Annotated in this window: 17 protein-coding genes; all 17 read left to right on the forward strand. The window is 45.2% G+C overall.

From position 1 onward, the window contains the following. The first annotated feature begins 223 nt into the window (after nt 1–223). The 17 genes from iscR to bamB all read left to right on the forward strand — a co-directional run bounded on the left by iscR (nt 224) and on the right by bamB (nt 16,928). Nucleotides 224–709, forward strand: a complete 486-nt coding sequence (gene iscR / locus C7Y69_RS13990; protein ID WP_126873135.1) for a Fe-S cluster assembly transcriptional regulator IscR — start codon at nt 224–226, stop codon at nt 707–709. A gap of 30 nt (nt 710–739) precedes the next feature. Continuing rightward, the gene (locus C7Y69_RS13995) at nt 740–1,918 is read left to right on the forward strand and encodes an IscS subfamily cysteine desulfurase (RefSeq protein ID WP_013783274.1); all 1,179 of its coding nucleotides are present in this window, start codon (nt 740–742) and stop codon (nt 1,916–1,918) included. Nucleotides 1,919–2,181: 263 nt separating this feature from the next. Continuing rightward, nucleotides 2,182–3,618: a Fe-S cluster assembly protein SufB gene (sufB, locus tag C7Y69_RS14000; RefSeq protein ID WP_126873136.1), complete on the forward strand. Its 1,437-nt coding sequence runs from the start codon at nt 2,182–2,184 to the stop codon at nt 3,616–3,618. A gap of 3 nt (nt 3,619–3,621) precedes the next feature. After that, the gene (gene sufC / locus C7Y69_RS14005; RefSeq protein WP_126873137.1) at nt 3,622–4,383 is read left to right on the forward strand and encodes a Fe-S cluster assembly ATPase SufC; all 762 of its coding nucleotides are present in this window, start codon (nt 3,622–3,624) and stop codon (nt 4,381–4,383) included. Beyond that, nucleotides 4,380–5,636 carry a Fe-S cluster assembly protein SufD gene (gene sufD / locus C7Y69_RS14010; RefSeq protein ID WP_126873138.1) on the forward strand — a complete coding sequence of 419 codons (1,257 nt, stop codon included), beginning with the start codon at nt 4,380–4,382 and terminating at the stop codon, nt 5,634–5,636. Before sufC ends, sufD begins: the two co-directional genes overlap by 4 nt. Then, nucleotides 5,633–6,850 carry an aminotransferase class V-fold PLP-dependent enzyme gene (locus tag C7Y69_RS14015; RefSeq protein ID WP_126873139.1) on the forward strand — a complete coding sequence of 406 codons (1,218 nt, stop codon included), beginning with the start codon at nt 5,633–5,635 and terminating at the stop codon, nt 6,848–6,850. Before sufD ends, C7Y69_RS14015 begins: the two co-directional genes overlap by 4 nt. Nucleotides 6,851–6,859: 9 nt before the next feature. Then, entirely contained in the window at nt 6,860–7,216 is a 357-nt protein-coding gene (locus C7Y69_RS14020) for a HesB/IscA family protein (RefSeq protein WP_126873140.1), read from the forward strand. A gap of 23 nt (nt 7,217–7,239) precedes the next feature. Then, the gene (gene sufT / locus C7Y69_RS14025) at nt 7,240–7,773 is read left to right on the forward strand and encodes a putative Fe-S cluster assembly protein SufT (RefSeq protein ID WP_013783280.1); all 534 of its coding nucleotides are present in this window, start codon (nt 7,240–7,242) and stop codon (nt 7,771–7,773) included. Between the two features lie 16 nt (nt 7,774–7,789). After that, complete coding sequence (locus tag C7Y69_RS14030; protein ID WP_126873141.1) at nt 7,790–8,200, forward strand: SufE family protein; 411 nt, start codon at nt 7,790–7,792, stop codon at nt 8,198–8,200. Between the two features lie 212 nt (nt 8,201–8,412). Further along, nucleotides 8,413–8,844, forward strand: coding sequence for a nucleoside-diphosphate kinase (gene ndk / locus C7Y69_RS14035; protein WP_013783282.1), 432 nt, complete (start codon nt 8,413–8,415; stop codon nt 8,842–8,844). Between the two features lie 481 nt (nt 8,845–9,325). Then, on the forward strand, nt 9,326–10,444 hold the full coding sequence (locus C7Y69_RS14040) for a bifunctional tRNA (adenosine(37)-C2)-methyltransferase TrmG/ribosomal RNA large subunit methyltransferase RlmN (protein ID WP_013783283.1): 1,119 nt from the start codon (nt 9,326–9,328) through the stop codon (nt 10,442–10,444). Between the two features lie 24 nt (nt 10,445–10,468). After that, nucleotides 10,469–11,497: a type IV pilus biogenesis/stability protein PilW gene (gene pilW, locus C7Y69_RS14045; protein ID WP_126873142.1), complete on the forward strand. Its 1,029-nt coding sequence runs from the start codon at nt 10,469–10,471 to the stop codon at nt 11,495–11,497. 8 nt (nt 11,498–11,505) lie between these two features. Beyond that, nucleotides 11,506–12,522 (forward strand): RodZ domain-containing protein, encoded by a 1,017-nt coding sequence (locus C7Y69_RS14050; RefSeq protein WP_126873143.1) that lies wholly within the window; start codon nt 11,506–11,508, stop codon nt 12,520–12,522. 8 nt (nt 12,523–12,530) lie between these two features. Further along, nucleotides 12,531–13,649, forward strand: a complete 1,119-nt coding sequence (ispG, locus tag C7Y69_RS14055) for a flavodoxin-dependent (E)-4-hydroxy-3-methylbut-2-enyl-diphosphate synthase (protein WP_013783286.1) — start codon at nt 12,531–12,533, stop codon at nt 13,647–13,649. Nucleotides 13,650–13,726: 77 nt separating this feature from the next. Continuing rightward, nucleotides 13,727–15,007, forward strand: coding sequence for a histidine--tRNA ligase (gene hisS, locus C7Y69_RS14060; RefSeq protein ID WP_013783287.1), 1,281 nt, complete (start codon nt 13,727–13,729; stop codon nt 15,005–15,007). A gap of 12 nt (nt 15,008–15,019) precedes the next feature. Beyond that, nucleotides 15,020–15,640 carry a YfgM family protein gene (locus C7Y69_RS14065; protein WP_126873144.1) on the forward strand — a complete coding sequence of 207 codons (621 nt, stop codon included), beginning with the start codon at nt 15,020–15,022 and terminating at the stop codon, nt 15,638–15,640. Between the two features lie 31 nt (nt 15,641–15,671). Beyond that, a complete protein-coding gene (gene bamB, locus C7Y69_RS14070) occupies nt 15,672–16,928 on the forward strand; it encodes an outer membrane protein assembly factor BamB (protein ID WP_126873145.1) in 1,257 nt (418 codons plus the stop codon). Nucleotides 16,929–16,970: the final 42 nt, after the last annotated feature.

Below are 16,970 nucleotides of genomic sequence, written 5' to 3' on the forward strand. Positions count from 1 at the left end.
GGAATTATCGGACGCTTACCTTAGATAGAAAAAAATACGAGGCTGCTAAAACACTACGGCTTGGCCCCTCGCCCATGCTGCGTGAGCATTCCAGATTCGTTAGAAACCATTCCTGCTTTGGAATGGAAACGACAAAATACTTGACTAAATTACTAGGTCTTATACTTGACCAATTTAGTCAGGTATGTGAAAATTCTTGCTATATTAATAGCGGGAGGATTCTATGAAATTAACATCTAAAGGGCGCTACGCAGTAACGGCAATGCTTGATGTAGCATTGCATTCGACACGCGGTCCTGTGCCTCTCGCTGATATCTCTGAACGCCAAGCTATCTCGCTATCTTATTTAGAACAGCTTTTCTCTCGACTACGTAAAAACCAGTTAGTCGATAGTGTTCGTGGGCCAGGTGGTGGTTATTTACTAGGGCGCGATGCTGCCAATATATCAATTGGTGAAGTTATTCGTGCGGTAGATGAATCTGTAGATGCCACCCGTTGCCAAGGTCAAGCGGATTGTCAAAGTGGCGACCGTTGCCTAACTCATAGTTTATGGCAAGACTTAAGCGATCGGATAAGTTCCTTTTTGAACGATATTACCCTTGGCGAATTAATGGCCAAGCGCGATGTTCAAGAAGTGGCTGGGCGTCAAGATAAAAGCGCCTCCCTTCGTAATGTTGCCAACGATATCGAAGTTAGCTTTCAGTTATAACAACAGTTTTAGAGAATGTTTTAGTCGCTTATGTCTCGTTCAACACCTATTTATTTAGATTACGCCGCTACCACGCCTGTCGACCCAAAGGTTGCAGAAAAAATGGTGCAGTGCCTGACTATGGATGGCAATTTTGGCAACCCAGCTTCCCGTTCGTATCGTTTTGGTTGGATGGCGGAAGAAGCGGTAGACGTCGCCCGTAATCAAATAAGTGATGCACTGAACTGCGACCCGCGAGAAATCGTATTCACCTCGGGTGCGACAGAATCAAATAATTTGGCCATTAAAGGTGTAGCAGAAGGCTATGTGAATAACGTTAAACATATCATTACCGTTAATACCGAACACAAAGCTGTTTTAGATACGTGTGAATACCTTGAAAAGCAAGGTTTTAAAGTGACTTACCTAGATGTGGATACGTCAGGTCTTGTTTCACTTTCACAGCTTGAAGCAGCAATAACTACCGACACCATTTTAGTGTCAGTAATGCACGTGAATAACGAATTAGGTGTTGTTCAAGATATTAGCGCTATTGGTGAGCTTTGCCGTGCTAAGAACATCCTGTTTCACGTAGATGCGGCGCAGAGCGTGGGTAAGCTTCCCATTGACTTGCAAGCATTGCCAGTCGACTTGTTATCTATTTCAGCGCATAAAATTTATGGTCCGAAAGGCATGGGCGCCTTATACGTTCGCCGTCGACCAAAAATCAATTTAGCTGCCCAAATTCATGGTGGCGGACACGAACGGGGTATGCGTTCAGGCACGTTGGCAACACACCAGATTGTGGGGATGGGCGAAGCGATACACCTTGCCTATCAACAGTTAGAGAATGATACCGCCCATATTAGCAAGTTGAAAACTGCGTTGTGGGAAGGGCTAAGCCAGTTAGATGATATTTACCTTAATGGCCATGAAACTCAGCGTATAGCGAACATTTTAAATGTGAGTTTTGGTGGTGTGGATGGGGAAAGTATGATGATGGCGATGAACGATATTGCGGTATCCTCTGGCTCTGCCTGCACATCGGCAAGCTTAGAACCCTCATACGTATTACGCGCCATTGGCAGAAGTAGTGAACTGGCTCACGCTGGAATACGTTTCAGTATAGGTAGGTTCACCACATTAGATGACATCACTTACGTCATCAACAAAGTGACAGATGTTGTTACCCGTTTGCGTGAGGCTACTGTATTGGCCGCAAGCCGATAGCACATTTTATTGCACGTTATCGTAATTACCGATTGGTATGATATTTAATTTTTATTTAACTGGGCTGTTGAATATTTGAGTGAAATACTCAGGTATTATATAATACGGCTCCAAAATTTTAGGCTGTCTAGATATTCGATAGGAATATCGCAAATACGTTTTGGCAAATACGTAAGTAGCTAAAACGGCAACGTGACTTACTGGCAAGACCGAGAGGCCAGTAGTGAAGGCAGCGAACGCAGGCAAACAAGTGAGATCCCAACATGAGTGAACAGATCGAACAGGCGTTAGAAAGAAAGTACGATGCTGGATTTTATTCAGAGATCGAATCTGAGACTTTTGAAAGTGGCCTCGACGAGTCAGTAATTCGCCGTATTTCAGCAATGAAAAACGAGCCGGAGTGGATGCTAGAGTGGCGCTTAAAAGCGTATCATTCATGGCTTGAAATGGAAGAGCCTGATTGGGCTCATGTCGACTACCCTAAAGTAGACTATCAAGCCATTTCTTATTACTCGGCACCAAAGAGTATGAAAGACAAGCCTCAGTCTCTTGATGAAGTTGATCCTGAACTACTGCGTACCTACGAAAAACTAGGTATTCCGTTGCATGAACAAGAAATGCTAGCGGGTGTTGCAGTAGATGCGGTATTTGACTCAGTTTCAGTGGTAACGACTTTTCGAAGCAAGTTAGAAGAAGCGGGCGTTATCTTTTGCCCTATCTCTGAAGCGCTGGTGAAATACCCAGATTTAGTGAAAAAGTACATCGGCTCGGTAGTACCGCGCACCGATAACTACTTTGCTGCATTAAACAGTGCCGTATTTACCGACGGATCATTCGTTTATATTCCAAAAGGCACACGTTGCCCTATGGAGCTTTCTACCTATTTCCGTATAAACGAAATGAACACCGGTCAGTTTGAACGTACGCTTATTGTTGCCGAAGAAGGCAGTTATGTAAGCTACCTAGAAGGCTGTACTGCACCTCAGCGTGACGAAAACCAATTGCACGCTGCTGTAGTTGAATTAGTTGCTATGGACGATGCCACTATTAAGTACTCAACCGTACAAAACTGGTACCCGGGTGATGAAAATGGTAAAGGCGGTATTTATAACTTCGTGACCAAGCGTGGTATTTGCCATAAGAACGCAAAAATCTCGTGGACTCAGGTTGAAACCGGTTCAGCGGTTACGTGGAAATACCCAAGCTGCGTGCTTAAAGGCGATAATAGTGTAGGTGAGTTCTACTCAGTGGCGTTAACCCGTGGTAGGCAGCAAGCCGACACCGGTACCAAAATGATTCACCTTGGTAAGAACACCCGCTCTACCATTATCTCTAAAGGTATTTCAGCGGGTAACAGTAACAATGCGTATCGTGGATTAGTGCAAATGGGCCCTCGTGCCGATGGCGCGCGTAACTTCACAGAGTGTGACTCGCTGTTAATCGGCGATAAATGCGGCGCACATACATTCCCGTATATCGAAAGTAGAAATCCAAGTGCCATTGTTGAGCACGAAGCAACAACGTCGAAAGTAAGCGACGAGCAGTTGTTCTTGTGCCAGCAACGTGGTTTAGACACAGAAAAATCCGTTTCCATGATTGTTAACGGTTTCTGTAAAGAAGTATTCAAAGAGCTGCCGATGGAATTTGCCGTAGAAGCCGGCAAGCTGCTCGAAATTAGTCTTGAAGGTTCAGTGGGGTAATCAATGCTTAGTATCAAGAATTTACATGCCAGCGTAGAAGAGAAAAACATCATTAAAGGGCTTAACCTAGAAGTTAAGCCAGGTGAAGTACACGCTATCATGGGCCCTAACGGCGCCGGTAAGAGTACCCTTGGTTATGTGCTTTCTGGCCGTGATGGTTATGAAGTTAGCGAAGGTGAAGTGACACTGAACGGTAAAGATTTGCTCGATTTAGAAGTGGAAGAACGTGCCCGTGAAGGTTTGTTCTTAGCGTTTCAATATCCAGTAGAAATTCCAGGCGTAAGCAACATGGAATTCATGAAAGAGTCTGTCAACGCCATGCGTGAACAGCGCGGCGAAGACCCGCTTACTGCTGCAGAATTTTTAAAGAAAGCCAAAGATGCGTGTAAGCAAGTGCAATTGCCGCTAGATTTTTTAAAGCGTGGTGTTAACGAAGGCTTCTCTGGTGGTGAGAAAAAACGTAACGAAATCATGCAAATGATTTTGTTAGAGCCAAAGCTTTGTATTCTTGATGAGTCTGACTCAGGCCTAGACGTTGATGCACTTCAAGTGGTGGCTGATGGTGTAAACAGCCAACGTGATGGTGAACGCAGCTTTATCGTAGTGACTCACTACCAGCGTTTGCTTGATTATATCAAACCTGACTTTGTACACATTCTTGCCGACGGCAAAATTGTGAAAAGTGGTGATGCATCTCTAGCACTAGAAGTAGAGAAAAGCGGTTATGCCTTCTTAGGTAAAGCCTACGAGGAGGCCGAAGCATGAGTCAATGGCTAGAACAGGTCATTGATGGGGCAGCGCTAGATGATTATCTGGCGCCCGTGCGTCAGCAGGCCTTAACACAATTAAAAAACGATGGTTGGCCGAAACGCCGCAACGAAAGCTGGATCAATACGCCACTTACGCCCGTAGAAAAGCGTAACGTTGCGATTGCCACGCAAGTAGACAGCGTACCTGTGCCAAATATCGATAACTTAAACGCGTTAGATATCGTGTTTGTTGATGGTGTGTTAGTTACGCAAATTAACACGCTAGACGTGCCACAAGGCATGTCAATTACTTCGCTAAACGTTGACGATGCGGCTACACAGCAAGCCATTGCCAGTGTGTTCGGTCAAGTGAAGCCAACGCGCCATTTATTTGGCCGTGTTAATGATGCACTTTGCCAGCACGGTGTTTTCATCAATGTAGTAGACGGCGCAAAAGTAACCAAGCCTATTCGCATTGTGAATTTAGCGACTAAAAACGTAGATGCCCATACTCGCGTATTGGTTAAGCTAGGTAATGCATCAAGCGCGGTTATCATTGAACAAGGTTCAGGTGATACCGATAGCCTTACTACGGCATTTGCTGAATACGATATTGCTGATGATGCGCACTTAGAGCACTACCGTTTTGCGATGTTCACAGGCAGCGCTAAGCAACTAGGTGGAAGCCACTTTATGTTGCACGACCGCTCAACCTTAAATAGCACTCTAGTGGGCTATGGTAGTGAGTTGTCACGCTTAGATGTAGATATGCATCATGCCGGTGAATTTGCTAACGCCAAAATGAACGCGATTTATTTGTTGGCTGAAGGTGAGTTATTCGACTTACATTCAACCATTGAGCACGCCATGCCTAACGGCACCACAGAAGAAAATGCGCGTGGGATTGTGGGTGATAAAGCCCGTGCGGTGTTTAACGGTCGTATTCACATTCACCGTGACGCGCAAAAGACCTTGGCAGAGCTTAACAACCGTAACTTATTGTTGTCTCGTCGCGGTGTTATCAACACTAAACCTGAACTTGAAATTTATGCTGACGACGTGCGCTGTGCTCACGGTGCAACAGTGGCAGAAATTGAAGGTGAAGCGCTTTATTACATGCTGACTCGCGGCGTACCGCGCAGTAAAGCCTTAGTGATGTTGAACTTTGGTTTCATTCAAGAGCTAATTAACGATATGCCAAATGCGGCTATCCGCGATTGGCTACTTCCTGTGCTAAGCGAGCGCTTTGCACACATGGAGGTAAAATGAGCTTAGACGTTGCTGCGCTTCGCGCCCAGTTTCCAATCCTTGCTAAAACGGTAGATGGTAAGCCATTGGTTTACCTCGACAACGCGGCGACAACACAAAAGCCGCATGCGGTGATTGATGCCATTGTCGATTTCTATACGAACACCAATGCGAACGTGCATCGCGGCGCTCATCATTTATCTGATGAAGCAACTCGACGTTATGAAAATGCGCGCACGAGTGTAGCGGGCTTCATTAACGCCAGTGCGCGGGAAGAAGTGATTTGGACCAGCGGGACCACTGAAGCCATTAATATTGTGGCTAACGGGTTGGGGCAGTTGCTTCGCGAAGGCGACCAAGTCATGGTGACAGAATTAGAGCACCACGCGAACTTGGTTACGTGGCAGCAAGCGTGTCGACGTTCTGGCGCAACATTAAATATTGTGCCGGTGTTCGATAACGGTGAGCTCGATATCGACGCTTTCGATAGACTCTTAACACCTAGCACTAAAATGGTGGCGTTTCCGCATGTATCAAATGCATTAGGTACGGTTAACCCTATTAAACTGCTAACGGAAAAAGCGAAAGCAGTAGGTGCATGGGTGTTAGTGGACGGCGCGCAGGGCATTGCCCATGGCGGCGTTGACGTACAAGACATAGGCTGTGATTTTTACGCTTTTTCCGGGCACAAGCTGTTCGGACCTACTGGCATTGGCGTTTTATGGGGCCGTAAATCGGTGCTAGAAGACTGGCCAGTATGGCAAACCGGCGGCGAAATGATTAAAGACGTGTCTTATCATGAAGCGACGTGGGGCGAATTGCCGAATCGCTTAGAAGCAGGTACGCCTAATATTGCGGGCGCTATTGGTTTAGGTGCTGCTGTTGACTGGTTTAAAAATCTTGATATGGCCGCATTACATAACCATGAACAAGCACTATTAAGCTACGCCACTGAACAAGCACTTGCGTTTGAAGGTATGCGTTTAATTGGCACTGCGCCTAATAAAGTTGGTGTTTTAAGCTTTTTATTAGACGGTGCGCACCCTGGTGATGTTGGGTTTATTCTTGATAGGCAAGGCGTAGCAATAAGAACGGGCGATAACTGTGCTCAGCCGCTGATGAAGCGCTTTGGTATTCCAGGCACTGCTCGTGCATCGTTCTCAATTTACAACACGCTTGAAGAAGTGGACAGCTTATTTGCTGCACTTAAGAAAGCGAAAATGATGTTGGCCTAAGGAGGCACTATGAGTGTTGAAACATTTGTTCCTAGCACAAAGCTTATTACCTTGAGCGACAGCGCCATTAAGCATTTTGAAAGCAAGCTTAAAGACAAGCCGGGTCAGTTAATTCGCTTGTCTACCCGTGTAAGTGGCTGTACCGGTTATGCATACGAACTTGATTTTGCTGATAGCGCGAAAGACGGCGACGAAATTGTAGAAATTTCACCAACCCTTCGTGTTGCGGTTTCAGAAGATGCAGCAGACCTAGTACGTAGTACGGAAATTGACTATGTGACTGAAGGTGTGAACGGCATTATCAAGTACAACAACCCAAATGTGGTTGATGAGTGTGGTTGTGGCGAAAGCTTCAACGTTGGCTAACTGCAATATTAAGAAGTTATAGCATGAAGCAGAAGATGGTGGTGACAGAACGAGAGTGTAAAGCACGTCTTGTTCCAGCAGGAAACCCTGCAACCATACCAGAAGGTGAGTTTGTTACGATCACGCAAGATTTAGGTGGAAATTACACGGTTACGTGGCGTGGCAATATGTACCGTATTGACGGCACCGATGCCGATGCGATTGGCCGTAAAGCCCAAGTACTTAACTTCGCCGAGCCTGAAGATGGCAAAGTGAGTGAGCAGCAGGTCTGGGATGCGCTTGAAACTATCTTCGACCCTGAAATACCGATTAACTTAGTATCGCTAGGGCTTATCTATAAGGTTAACGTTAATCAAGATAGTGGCGAAGTTGATATTGATATGACGTTAACCGCGCCAGGTTGCGGCATGGGGCCAGTATTGGTAGGCGATGTAGAATATCGTGTAGCACTTGTTCCCTTTGTTACTGCCGTCAATGTTGAGTTAGTATTCGATCCAGCGTGGTCACGAGAAATGATGAGTGAAGAAGCGCAGCTAGAAGCGGGCCTTTTCTTTTAATAACACAGGATTATTCATGGCATTACCCTCTACTGAAGAAATAATTGATGATTTAGCGTTTTTCGATGATTGGGAACAGCGCTATCAATATATTATCGATTTAGGTAAATCTGTGCCTGGCTTGCCAGAAGACAAGCGCACGGCAGACAGGCTGGTAAAAGGTTGCCAAAGCAGTGTGTGGCTGGTTGAGTCTTACGACAATAACCAAATTACCTTTGAAGTAGACAGTGACGCAGTGATTGTTCAAGGCTTATTAGCGTTAGTTTTAGCGGCGTATAATAATAAATCGCCGAAAGATATTCTTGAATTTGATATTGATGGCTATTTCGAAGCGCTAGATTTGGAGCGCCATATTACGCCGACTCGGGGAAATGGACTTCGTGCAATCGTGGCGAAAATTCAACATCTTGCTAAAGAAAACAGTTAGTTATATAAATATTGGTGCCGGGCGCTAGGTAAAATTAAGTGTAATATGCGTCCAAAACCGAGTGCGTCATAAACGCTGTCATAATAGTGTCACTTTTATCACGTGTAGTAGAGCGCCATGGGGTGTTGAAATCGCCGCTGGTCAAGCCGTTAATAATTGCCTATAATTCGCGGCCAAAAATTCATAAGACTTAAATTTGTTTGGAGAAAACAATGGCTCTAGAGCGTACTTTTTCGATTATCAAGCCTGATGCGGTAGCTAAAAACGTTATCGGTGCAATTTACAACCGTTTCGAATCTGCTGGTCTTCGCATCGTGGCATCTAAGATGATCCACATGAGCAAAGAACAAGCTGAAGGTTTCTACGCAGAACATAAAGAACGTCCTTTTTTCGGCGCTCTAGTTGATTTCATGACATCTGGCCCAGTAATGGTTCAGGTTCTTGAAGGCGAAAACGCTGTTGTTAAAAACCGTGAAATCATGGGTGCAACTAACCCAGCTGATGCCGCTGCTGGAACACTTCGTTCTGACTACGCTGCTTCAATTGATGAAAACGCATGTCACGGTTCTGATGCACCAGAATCAGCTGCACGTGAAATTGCTTACTTCTTCTCTGAAGAAGAGATTTGTCCTCGTACGCGTTAATCGCAAACGACCGAATCTAAAAAACGAGGCTTCGGCCTCGTTTTTTGTTTCTGTAAGTCTGTTTTTCAGCTTTATTGTACAGCCTCTAGTTTTGGCTAGCTTCGTCAAGAAGACGTAACAATATAGCAAGTTACACCCTGTATTAAGTCTGTGGGTTACGCTTTTTCTACTTGAACAAGTATGGTAAAATCCGCGCAAATTTTGAACGGCTTTGGTCTATGACTTTTGACCGTTTTGGGCGTAACGTTTTTCTTAGCAGCATTTCTTCTGCTTACGTCCTACAAGTGAACGGCTTTTCACTACTTACGCTTTAAAGAGTAACTCGTTATTTAAGGGCTTCCGATAGAGGCTCATGAGGTTTCATCTTAATAACTCAAGTAGATTTAGAGCAACATGGATTCGAACCTCCTAATGTCCGTTCGCGTCATCATATTAGCAGTACAAGGCAATAGCCTTGAATAGGTAAAAGGGTCATCATTTTATGGCAAAGACAAATTTGTTAAATCTTAATCGCGAAGGCTTGCGTAATTTCTTCAAAGAAAAAGGAGAAAAACCATTTCGTGCCGATCAGGTAATGAAATGGATTTATCAGCAGGGCGAAAGCGATTTTGAGAAAATGAGCAACCTGAATAAAAACCTGCGCGCGATGCTGATAGAACACTGTGAAGTGAAAGCGCCAGAGATTGCCTATTTCCAAGAAGCGAGCGATGGCACCATTAAGTTCGCGTTAGCGCTTGAGGGCGGTCAGGAAGTGGAGACGGTATGGATCCCAGAAGCTGACCGTGCAACGCTTTGTGTATCGTCACAAGTAGGCTGCGCCCTTGAATGTACGTTCTGCTCAACCGCTCAACAAGGTTTTAACCGTAATTTGAGCGTGAGTGAAATTATTGGTCAAGTATGGCGTGTAGCCACGTTTCTTGGCTTATCAAAAGATACCAGCAAACGTCCTATTACTAACGTAGTCATGATGGGCATGGGTGAGCCTTTGCTTAACCTTAAAAACGTGGTGCCAGCCATGAACATTATGTTAGATGATTTTGGTTTTGGCCTATCTAAGCGCCGCGTAACGTTAAGTACCTCAGGTGTGGTACCTGCACTTGATATGCTGGGCGATCAAATTGACGTGGCTTTGGCGATTTCATTACATGCGCCAAATGACGAGCTGCGCAATGAAATTGTACCAGTGAATAAAAAATACAATATTGAAGCCTTTTTGGCTGGCGTACGCCGTTATCTTGAAAAATCGAAAGCTAACCAAGGCCGAGTGACGGTTGAATACGTTATGCTTTCACATATTAACGACAGCACCGACCAAGCGCATGAATTAGCGAAAGTATTGAAAGATACACCGTGTAAAATAAACTTAATTCCGTTTAACCCATACCCGGGTTCACCGTACCTTTGTTCAAGTAATTCGCGTATCGATAGATTCTCAAAAGTTCTTATGGATTATGGGTTTACCACTGTTGTACGCAAAACACGAGGCGACGATATCGATGCGGCTTGTGGGCAATTAGTAGGTGATGTTGTAGACAGAACTAAGCGATTGTTAAAAAAACAGGTGAAGGGCGAAGCGATTTCGGTAAAAATGGCCCAATAATCATTAAGATATTAGGGTAATAACATGCGAATAGGATTGATAGCAGCTGTAGTCTTTTTAGCGGGGTGCGTAAGCAACTCGCAACCTGGGAGTTACAATAGTAACTTTGATCGCCAGGAAGCTGCTAAAACTCGTATGTCTTTAGGGTTAACCTACCTTAAAAACAATAATTATAAACAAGCTAAAGTGAATTTAGATCAAGCGTTAGAATACGATCCACGCTCAGCTGAGGTTAACTATGCTATTGCGTATTATTACCAACTGGTTGGGGATGCAAAGCGCGCTGATGATCTCTATCAAACAGCAATGTCGTTAGCACCCAATAACGGTGATATTGCCAACAGCTATGGCGCGTTCAAGTGTCAAGATGGTGATTACGAGGGCGCTAAGGAGTACTTCCTTAAGGCAGTGAGTAATCAACAATATGCCAATTCAGCAGAAACTTACGAAAATCTCGCCTTATGTGCACAAAGCCAAGGCAATGTTGATGATGCTATTACCTACTTTCAAAGTGCACTTAAACACCAGCCCTTGCGTGCTAAAAGTTTATATTTACTGACAGAGCTTTATATTGCCACCGAGCAGTGGACATCAGCGAAGTACACGTTAGACAAGTACCAACGCGTTGCTAAACCTTCTCCCGATTCCTTATGGCTGGCCTTTGAAATACATCAAGGAACAAACGATTGGGAAGGGGCAAAAGAAGTAGGGTATAAATTATCAACCTTATTTCCTGACAGCCCGTATACAGCGGAATATAAGAATATTCTAGCGCAGCATACGCCACAGGTTGAACGAAAAGTAAAAGGGGAAGATACTAATGCTGATACAGTATCTAACTCAGCACATGCGAATACAGAAACAAAAACGGGATTGTCTTCCCAGCAAGCGCAATTCCACATAGTAAAGGCGAACGAAAACCTTTATCGTATTTCTCTGAAGCATAACATTAAAATTACCTCGCTGAAGGAGTGGAACAACATTGAAAATGCTGGCTCGATTTTTGCCGGTATGAAGCTTTGGTTAGTACCACACAACATGCAAGGGGAATAGGAAGTCGAATGGTGTCAGAACAACAAACGACTGAAGAAGCAGGTTTAGCACAAGAATCTACCGTGCCAAGCCCAGGTAAAATGCTTCGAGAGCGACGGGAATCGCTAGGGCTAACGCAGCAGCAAATTGCTGACAAGCTTTTCTTGAAAGTCACTCAAATCAATGCCTTAGAAGAAGATGCTGTGGATAAAACCACCTCTATTACTTTTACAAAAGGCTACGTAAGAAACTACGCGAAACAACTAGGATTAAATGCCGAACAAGTTGTTGCTGCCTTCGAGCAATATCATACAAGTGTAGAACCACCGGCCAAACTGCAGAGTTTTTCTCGTCGTGTCGCTAAACAGACACACGATGATCGCTGGATGATGGTTACCTATATTATTTTATTGCTGATAATCGGTGGCATTGTAGCCTGGTGGGTTCAACAACCTAGTGATGAAGCTATCGTTGAAGCGCCTAATCTTGAAAAAATTAAAGAAGAAGCTGCAAACACCCCCATTCCTCAAGCAACTAACCGCACTAATTCGGGTGTGTTAAACAGCAGGAGTACTAATACAGCAACAAGCACTATTACGGGCACTGATACGCAGAGCACAGTGCTTCCTCAATCTGTCGATGGTAATAGCAGTAATACAGATGATGAAAGCTTGCCGCCGTCTGCAGGTATCAATGAAAGTAATAACCTGACTGCATTGGTGAGCGATTCAGACTCCGGTGAAATCCGCTTAGGTAGCCAAGTTGCCAGCAATTCCTCGAGTTCAGGTAGTCAAAGTGGGGCAGTGCCTATATCAATGACATTTACCTTTGACGACGATTGTTGGGTGAACATAAAAGACGCAACCGGTGAGGCAATTGCTTACGGTGTTAAGCAATCTGGCCGTGTTATGGAAATTCAAGGTGTGCCTCCTGTTGCAGTTACACTCGGCAAACCGGATAATGTACGTATATCAGTTAATGGCGACCCCGTGGATATCACGGCCTTTCAAAATGGCCAGATAGCGCGATTCTCGCTTCCTATGTAGGTAATTAGATGTTTGCAGAAAGTCCTATCAAACGCAGAAAGTCCACGCGTATTAATGTAGGTAATATTCCTATTGGCGATGGTGCACCCATTGCTGTTCAATCTATGACGAATACGCGTACCACAGATGTGGCTGCGACGGTTGATCAAATTAATCGTATTGTCGCCGTAGGTGGTGAGATTGTTCGTGTTTCCGTACCTACCATGGACGCTGCTGAAGCATTCAAGGAAATTCGTAAACAAGTAAGCACGCCTTTGGTCGCTGATATTCATTTCGACTATCGCATTGCGCTTAAAGTGGCCGAGTACGGTGTTGATTGTTTACGAATTAACCCTGGTAATATTGGCAATATGGAACGTGTACGTTCCGTGGTTGATTGTGCCAAAGACAAAAATATCCCCATTCGCATTGGCGTAAATGGCGGGTCGCTGGAAAAAGACTTACAAGAGAAATACGGCGAACCTACGCCTGAAGCCTTGGTTGAGTCGGCTATGCGACATGTAGATATACTCGATAAGCTTAACTTCGACCAATTCAAAGTGAGTGTAAAAGCCTCTGATGTGTTTCTGGCGGTGGGGGCTTATCGACTATTAGCGCAGCAAATCGATCAGCCACTACATTTGGGTATCACTGAAGCGGGCGGTCAACGTGCCGGTGCAGTAAAAAGCTCTGTCGGTCTAGGCATGCTTTTGGCAGAGGGTATTGGTGATACTATTCGTATTTCACTGGCTGCTGATCCTGTCGAAGAAATTAAAGTGGGTTTCGACATTTTAAAGTCGCTCCGAATCCGTTCAAGAGGTATTAACTTCATTGCATGCCCGAGTTGTTCAAGACAAGAGTTTGATGTTATCGGTACGGTAAACGCGTTAGAACAACGCCTTGAAGATATTCTTACGCCCATGGATGTGTCTATTATCGGCTGCGTAGTAAATGGTCCAGGTGAAGCTGAGGTATCAGACTTAGGCTTAACGGGCGCCAGAAACATGAGCGGCTTATATGAAGATGGTAAGCGCGTGAAAGAGCGATTAGCCAACGATGACCTTATCGACAAGCTTGAAGCAAGAATTCGTGCGAAAGCAACCCGTATGAGCGAAGCCAACAAAATACAGGTATCGGTGAAAGACTAAGCCTGTACGATTGTTGTTTATCTACAAAGCCCCTATAATGCGGGGCTTTTCACTATTTAGCAGTATGAGAATTTCACGTGGCTAAGACTATTCAGGCAATTCGCGGAATGAATGATTGCCTGCCGGAAGTATCCGGTACATGGCAGAAAGTAGAATCTGTACTCCGTCAAGTGGTGGCCAGTTATGGCTATCAAGAAATTCGCACGCCTATTGTAGAGAGCACTGACTTGTTCAAGCGCTCTATTGGCGAAGTGACCGACATTGTCGAAAAGGAAATGTATACCTTTGAAGACAGAAATGGCGACAGTTTAACCCTTCGCCCTGAAGGTACTGCCAGCACGGTGCGTGCCGGTAATGAGCATGGCTTGTTGTATAACCAACAGCAACGCTTGTGGTACATGGGGCCAATGTTCCGCCACGAACGTCCGCAAAAAGGGCGTTATCGTCAATTCCACCAGTTCGGTGTTGAAACTTATGGCCTTGATGGCCCCGATATCGATTTGGAAGTCATTTTATTAAGCGCTCGATTATGGAAAGCGTTTGGTATTGAAAAGCACGTTACCTTGCAAATTAACTCATTAGGTTCAAACGAAGCCCGTCAGGCCTACCGTGAAACTTTAATTAGCTATTTGAAAGAACGCGCAGATAAGCTTGATGAAGAATCGCTTCGCCGATTAGAGTCAAATCCACTTCGTGTACTTGATAGCAAGAACCCGAATGTGCAAGCAGCCATTGCTGATGCGCCGTCATTGCTTGATCATTTAGATGAAGAATCTAAAACCCACTTTGACAGCTTATGTGAACGCTTAACACAAGCAGGTATTTCATTCGAAATTAACCCTCGCTTAGTGCGTGGGCTGGATTATTATAATCGTACCGTGTTTGAGTGGGTAACCGAAAGCTTAGGTTCACAAGGCACAGTCTGTGCGGGCGGCCGATATGACGGTTTGGTAGAACAGCTAGGCGGAAAAGCCACACCTGCGGTAGGCTTTGCTATGGGTATGGAACGTTTAGTACTCTTGCTTACCACGTTAAGTGAAGATGCATTAGATACTAGTAGTGCTGATGTGTACGTTACCGCGATGGGCGACGATGCTCAGGCCTATGCCTTGGAAGTATCAGAACACCTTCGTGATACATTGCCTAATGTACGGGTGATGATGCACTGTGGCGGCGGAAACTTTAAAAAACAATTAAAACGCGCTGACAAAACAGGGGCACGTTTTGCCTTGTTGTTAGGGTCACAAGAAATGCAATCACGTGAAGTAGCAGTAAAGCCATTACGTGATGGTCAAGAGCAACAGACAATCGCTTTTAATGCGTTGTCGAGCACTATTGCCGACCTGCTGAACGCATAATAAGAGGAAATCATGGAACAATTCGCAACAGAAGATCAACAAGTAGAAGCGATTAAACGCTTTTGGAAAGAGCACGGTACCGCCATTATCGTTGGCGCAGCATTGGGGCTAGGTGGCCTTTGGGGCTGGCGTTATTACTCTGATACGCAGATGGCAACCAAAGAAGCGGCATCAGTGGAATACCAAAACGCAGTTGAAACCTATGGTGAAGAAGGTAGCGCAGATAAAATTACCGCCTTTATTAATGCAAACGAAGACTCAGGCTACGCCAGTATTGCTAGTCTATTGGCAGCCAAACAAGCTGTAGATGCTGGTGATTTTGACGCCGCTGCATCACACCTAAACCATGTGGTTACCTTTGCTGAAAATGAAGAATTAAAAGCGCTAGCCGCTATTCGTTTAACGCGAGTTCAAATTGAAATGAACCAGCTAGACGCAGCGTTGTCTACGCTAGGCAATATTACAAACGAAGCATTTGCTGCTGAAGTATCTGAACTGAAAGGTGATGTATATCAGCAACAAAGTAAATTTGATGATGCTCGTTTAGCCTACTCAGGTGCGCTTGAAAAAAATGCCAACAACCCGTTATTGCAAATGAAGTTAGACAACTTAGCCGTTGCTGCGGGCCAATAAGCTGGTACATAAAAATAAAGAGGTAAGCAATTTGTTTCACAATACGTGTGGCCGTAAGGGCCGATTTGCTCGGGCGATGGGCATGGCATTGGCCATCTCTGTAACGCTTTCTGGTTGTTCTACCGTCTCTGATTGGTTTGCAGATGAAGAAGAGCTCGAAATTCGCCGTTTGAAACCAATCGATGCGAAGTTTACGCCTTCAGTAAAATGGGACAGAGACATCGGCGACGGTGTTGATCATTATTTCTCTCGCCTTCGCCCGGTATATGCTTACGAAAACCTTTATGCCGCTGACCGCCATGGCAGTGTTGTGGCTATGAACCCAGAGAACGGTGATGTTTTATGGGAACGTGACTTCGCCGTATTCGAAGATGACGGCTGGTGGGACTCTATTGCACGCCTTTGGCGCAGTGGAGCAAGTGCGCGTATTGGTGGCATTTCCGTTGCCGACAGATTGTTATTTGTAGGTACAGAAAACGGCGTTGTAATGGCACTTGATTCCGAAACCGGCGAAACCAAGTGGGAAGCGTCTGTTCCTGGTGAAGTGTTAGCGGCGCCTTCTGCTGACGAAGGTATTTTAGTTGTTAATACCGGCGCGGGTACCTTATTTGGCTTTGATACTCGAACTGGTGAGCAGTTATGGCGACATGAAGGCGATACACCGCCATTAACCCTTCGTGGTATTTCTGGCCCTGTAGCGGCAAACGGCGGCGCCTTGATAGGAACCCCTACGGGCAAGTTGCAAGTTAACTTACTTGAGTCAGGTATTCTTGCTTGGGAAACCGTTATTGCCACGCCAACGGGCGCGACAGAGTTAGAGCGTATTGTTGACCTTGATACCACCCCCGTGCTTTTTGGTGGCACCATTTATACGGTTTCTTACAATGGGACGCTGGCAGCAGTAGAGCTGCGCAGTGGTCGTATTATCTGGAAGCGTGAGTACGGTTCGTATCGCAACCTAAGTATTGAAGGAAACAGTATTTTTGTTGTAGATAACAACTCTAATATTTATGCCCTAGACAGACGAAACGGTGTAGAGCTTTGGTCACAAGGTAGCCTGAAGTCTCGTTCTGTTACTGCGGCAACGCCAGTGGGTGAGCATATTGTTGTTGGTGACAACTGGGGTTTCGTTCATTGGATTGAACAAGAGACTGGCCAAATAGTGGCTCGCGTTGATGTAGGCGGCGATGATGAAGACGATGCTATATACGATGCACCATTAAACGTTGACGGTGTGGTAGTAACCATGACCCGTAACGGCGTAGTGGCAGCCATTTCTACGTTATAGCCTGTTCAACAACATAATTTGTTGGATAGTTGGCCTAATATC

The sequence above is a fragment of the Alteromonas sp. KS69 genome, assembly GCF_003989595.1.
Lineage (GTDB): Bacteria > Pseudomonadota > Gammaproteobacteria > Enterobacterales > Alteromonadaceae > Alteromonas > Alteromonas naphthalenivorans.

Excerpts from the sequence above, each read along its gene's own strand:
- sufT (WP_013783280.1), top strand. The coding sequence starts at position 7,240 with ATGAAGCAGAAGATGGTGGTGACAGAACGAGAGTGTAAAGCACGTCTT.
- iscR (WP_126873135.1), top strand. The coding sequence starts at position 224 with ATGAAATTAACATCTAAAGGGCGCTACGCAGTAACGGCAATGCTTGAT.
- C7Y69_RS14065 (WP_126873144.1), top strand. The coding sequence starts at position 15,020 with ATGGAACAATTCGCAACAGAAGATCAACAAGTAGAAGCGATTAAACGC.
- ispG (WP_013783286.1), top strand. The coding sequence starts at position 12,531 with ATGTTTGCAGAAAGTCCTATCAAACGCAGAAAGTCCACGCGTATTAAT.
- C7Y69_RS14020 (WP_126873140.1), top strand. The coding sequence starts at position 6,860 with ATGAGTGTTGAAACATTTGTTCCTAGCACAAAGCTTATTACCTTGAGC.
- C7Y69_RS14050 (WP_126873143.1), top strand. The coding sequence starts at position 11,506 with ATGGTGTCAGAACAACAAACGACTGAAGAAGCAGGTTTAGCACAAGAA.
- C7Y69_RS14030 (WP_126873141.1), top strand. The coding sequence starts at position 7,790 with ATGGCATTACCCTCTACTGAAGAAATAATTGATGATTTAGCGTTTTTC.
- sufC (WP_126873137.1), top strand. The coding sequence starts at position 3,622 with ATGCTTAGTATCAAGAATTTACATGCCAGCGTAGAAGAGAAAAACATC.
- sufB (WP_126873136.1), top strand. The coding sequence starts at position 2,182 with ATGAGTGAACAGATCGAACAGGCGTTAGAAAGAAAGTACGATGCTGGA.
- C7Y69_RS13995 (WP_013783274.1), top strand. The coding sequence starts at position 740 with ATGTCTCGTTCAACACCTATTTATTTAGATTACGCCGCTACCACGCCT.
- sufD (WP_126873138.1), top strand. The coding sequence starts at position 4,380 with ATGAGTCAATGGCTAGAACAGGTCATTGATGGGGCAGCGCTAGATGAT.
- C7Y69_RS14015 (WP_126873139.1), top strand. The coding sequence starts at position 5,633 with ATGAGCTTAGACGTTGCTGCGCTTCGCGCCCAGTTTCCAATCCTTGCT.
- pilW (WP_126873142.1), top strand. The coding sequence starts at position 10,469 with ATGCGAATAGGATTGATAGCAGCTGTAGTCTTTTTAGCGGGGTGCGTA.
- ndk (WP_013783282.1), top strand. The coding sequence starts at position 8,413 with ATGGCTCTAGAGCGTACTTTTTCGATTATCAAGCCTGATGCGGTAGCT.
- C7Y69_RS14040 (WP_013783283.1), top strand. The coding sequence starts at position 9,326 with ATGGCAAAGACAAATTTGTTAAATCTTAATCGCGAAGGCTTGCGTAAT.